General features: G+C 36.5%; 3 protein-coding genes. All 3 read right to left on the bottom strand.

Going from position 1 to position 2,848, the window contains the following annotated elements; genetic code table 11:
- Positions 1–599, bottom strand: a 599-nt coding sequence (locus WBN21_RS14590) for an FAD-dependent oxidoreductase (protein WP_424201535.1), incomplete at its 3' end; no start/stop codon positions are given.
- A 227-nt stretch (positions 600–826) separates the two neighbouring features.
- Positions 827–2,179, bottom strand: a complete 1,353-nt coding sequence (gene accC, locus WBN21_RS14585) for an acetyl-CoA carboxylase biotin carboxylase subunit (protein WP_424201533.1) — start codon at positions 2,177–2,179, stop codon at positions 827–829.
- A 95-nt stretch (positions 2,180–2,274) separates the two neighbouring features.
- Positions 2,275–2,769, bottom strand: coding sequence for an acetyl-CoA carboxylase biotin carboxyl carrier protein (accB, locus tag WBN21_RS14580; protein ID WP_424201531.1), 495 nt, complete (start codon positions 2,767–2,769; stop codon positions 2,275–2,277).
- Positions 2,770–2,848: the final 79 nt, after the last annotated feature.

Genomic DNA, 2,848 nt, shown 5'->3' with positions numbered 1-2,848 from the left:
CTCTCAACCTGAATATTATTTAAAATTTTGATGCCTTTTGAAAATACTTTTTCAAGTAAAGCTTCCATCATTTTACCTGTATCAATTTGCCCTTCAAACTGATTAAAAATAGAGGTGTCGTTTACGTTTTTGAAATTGAAAATATTGTCTTTTAAACTGAATACACTATCCTTAAAAATGGGTTTTAATAACTTATTTATAGCTTCTTTTTGCGACATACAGCTTTCAAATAGTGTTTCATCTGAATCTGAAAATAACTCGTAACCGCCTAGTTGTTGGTAGTCTAGCTGCTTGTCTCCAAGAGTCTGTCTTAATAATTTTAGTCCATCAACGCGTTTTTTTATAAGTTGAATGACTTCATTTTCGGAATGTGTTTTTAAATCGTCTAGTATTTCACTTAAACTTCCAAAGCATGCAAAACCTGCATTTTTTGTACTGGCTCCTTGTGGCAAGGTGCCTTTTTCAAGAATAAGAATCTTAGCTTTTGGAAACTGTTTTTTTAATTGAAGGGCACAATTAAGACCAACAATACCACTACCTACGATGCAAAAATCGATATTTGATAGCCATGATTTTATTTCCCAGTAAGAAAGATTCATGACGCTAATTTAGGTTTTTAAATTGAAGTTCTGGGTTGCGTTAGGGATTGAAACGGCATCCTTTTTTGCTTTTATGGTAGACCATTACAAAATTATGAGAAACCAAACATTTAAAATGGATTCCAGCCTACGCAGATATGACAAAAGTAAAAAAGATATAGTGAAAAGCCTGCCTGCCGGCAGGCAGGCGCCAAAAAAAATCCCGATTTGCATCGGGACTTAATATTTTATTCTTCAGTTGGTTTTTCCATAACGAAATCTTCCATAAATTTAGTGGTATAATTACCCGCTAAATAATCTGGGTGATCCATAAGTTGCCTATGGAATGGAATGGTTGTTTTGATGCCTTCTATTACAAACTCATCTAAAGCACGTTTCATTTTATTGATGGCTTCTTCTCTGGTTTGCGCCGTTGTTATTAACTTTGCAATCATAGAATCGTAGTTTGGCGGAATGGCATAACCTGCGTAAACATGCGTATCTAGACGGATACCATGACCTCCTGGAGCATGCAATGTGGTTATCATGCCTGGTGACGGTCTGAAATTGTTATAAGGGTCTTCTGCATTAATTCTACATTCAATGGAGTGTAATTTTGGCGTGTAGTTTTTACCAGAAATTGGCACACCTGCGGCAACCAATATTTGCTCACGAATTAAATCGAAATCTATTACTTGTTCTGTAATTGGGTGCTCTACCTGAATACGTGTATTCATTTCCATGAAGTAGAAATTACGGTTTTTATCGACTAAGAACTCTATAGTTCCTGCGCCTTCGTATTTAATATACTCTGCTGCTTTTACTGCCGCCTTACCCATTTTTTTACGAAGTGCATCTGTCATGAATGGTGATGGCACCTCTTCGGTTAGTTTTTGATGACGACGTTGAATTGAGCAATCTCTTTCGGATAAATGACATGCTTTTCCATTGGAATCGCCTACAATTTGAATTTCGATATGTCTTGGCTCTTCAATAAGCTTTTCCATATACATATCGTCGTTTCCAAATGCCGCTTTTGATTCTTGTCTTGCAGAATCCCAAGCATCCTTGAGCTTTTCTGGTTTGAAAACACCACGCATACCTTTACCTCCGCCACCTGCAGAAGCTTTAAGCATAACTGGATAACCGGTTTCTTTGGCAAGCTTTTCGCATTCAGCAAAATCTTTTATAACACCATCACTACCTGGTACACAAGGCACTCCAGCAGCTTTCATGGTTTCTTTTGCATTTGCTTTGTCGCCCATTCTATCAATCATTTCTGGAGATGCACCAATAAATTTAATACCGTGCTCTTCACAAATTTTTGAAAATTTAGCGTTTTCTGATAGAAATCCGTAACCTGGATGAATGGCATCTGCGTTAGTAATTTCAGCGGCAGATATAATATTTGACATTTTTAAGTAGGATTCGCTACTTGCTGCTGGGCCTATACAAACAGCTTCATCTGCAAATTTAACGTGCAAACTTTCGGCATCGACAGTAGAGTATACCGCCACCGTTTTAATACCCATTTCTTTACAAGTTCTAATAACACGAAGTGCTATTTCTCCTCTATTGGCAACTAATATTTTTTTAAACATCTTTTTTGTATTAGATAATTAGTCAAATGATTATTCGATTATTGGATTATTAGATAAGTAAATTTCTAATAATCGAGAGATCTAATAACCTAAAATTAAGATGGGTCTACTAAAAATAATGGCTGATCAAACTCTACTGGAGATGAATCATCAACTAATACCTTAACTATCTTCCCTGAAACTTCAGATTCAATTTCGTTGAAAAGTTTCATAGCTTCAATAACACAAAGTACATCACCTTCACCAATAGTTTGACCTACCTCAACAAATAAAGGCTTGTCAGGTGCTGGTTTTCTGTAGAAAGTACCAATTATTGGAGATTTGATTGTAATATATTTTGCGTTTTCAGACGCCGCTGCGGGAGCCGCTGATTCTTGCGATGCTGCTGGAGCTGCGGGAGTTTCAAGTGCTGGTGCCGCAATTACTTGTTGTGGAATATGTGAGGAAGGTGCTTGATGCACAATAGTTGTATCTCCTCCTTCTGATCCAGTTTTAATAGTGATCTTTAAATCATCCATTTCTAGTTTAACCTCGCTTGCGCCAGATTTGGCAACAAACTTAATTAAGTTTTGAATATCCTTTATATCCATAATTTTACTAATTAGTTAGTGGTTAGTGTTTTGCATTATAGGCCCATTTTAAATAAATGGCTCCCCAATTGAATCCGCC

It is taken from the genome of Algibacter sp., assembly GCF_049667265.1.
Taxonomy (GTDB): Bacteria; Bacteroidota; Bacteroidia; order Flavobacteriales; family Flavobacteriaceae; genus Algibacter_B.
This window is presented reverse-complemented; position numbering and strand designations above follow the sequence as displayed.

Excerpts from the sequence above, each read along its gene's own strand:
- accC (WP_424201533.1), bottom strand. The coding sequence starts at position 2,179 with ATGTTTAAAAAAATATTAGTTGCCAATAGAGGAGAAATAGCACTTCGT.
- accB (WP_424201531.1), bottom strand. The coding sequence starts at position 2,769 with ATGGATATAAAGGATATTCAAAACTTAATTAAGTTTGTTGCCAAATCT.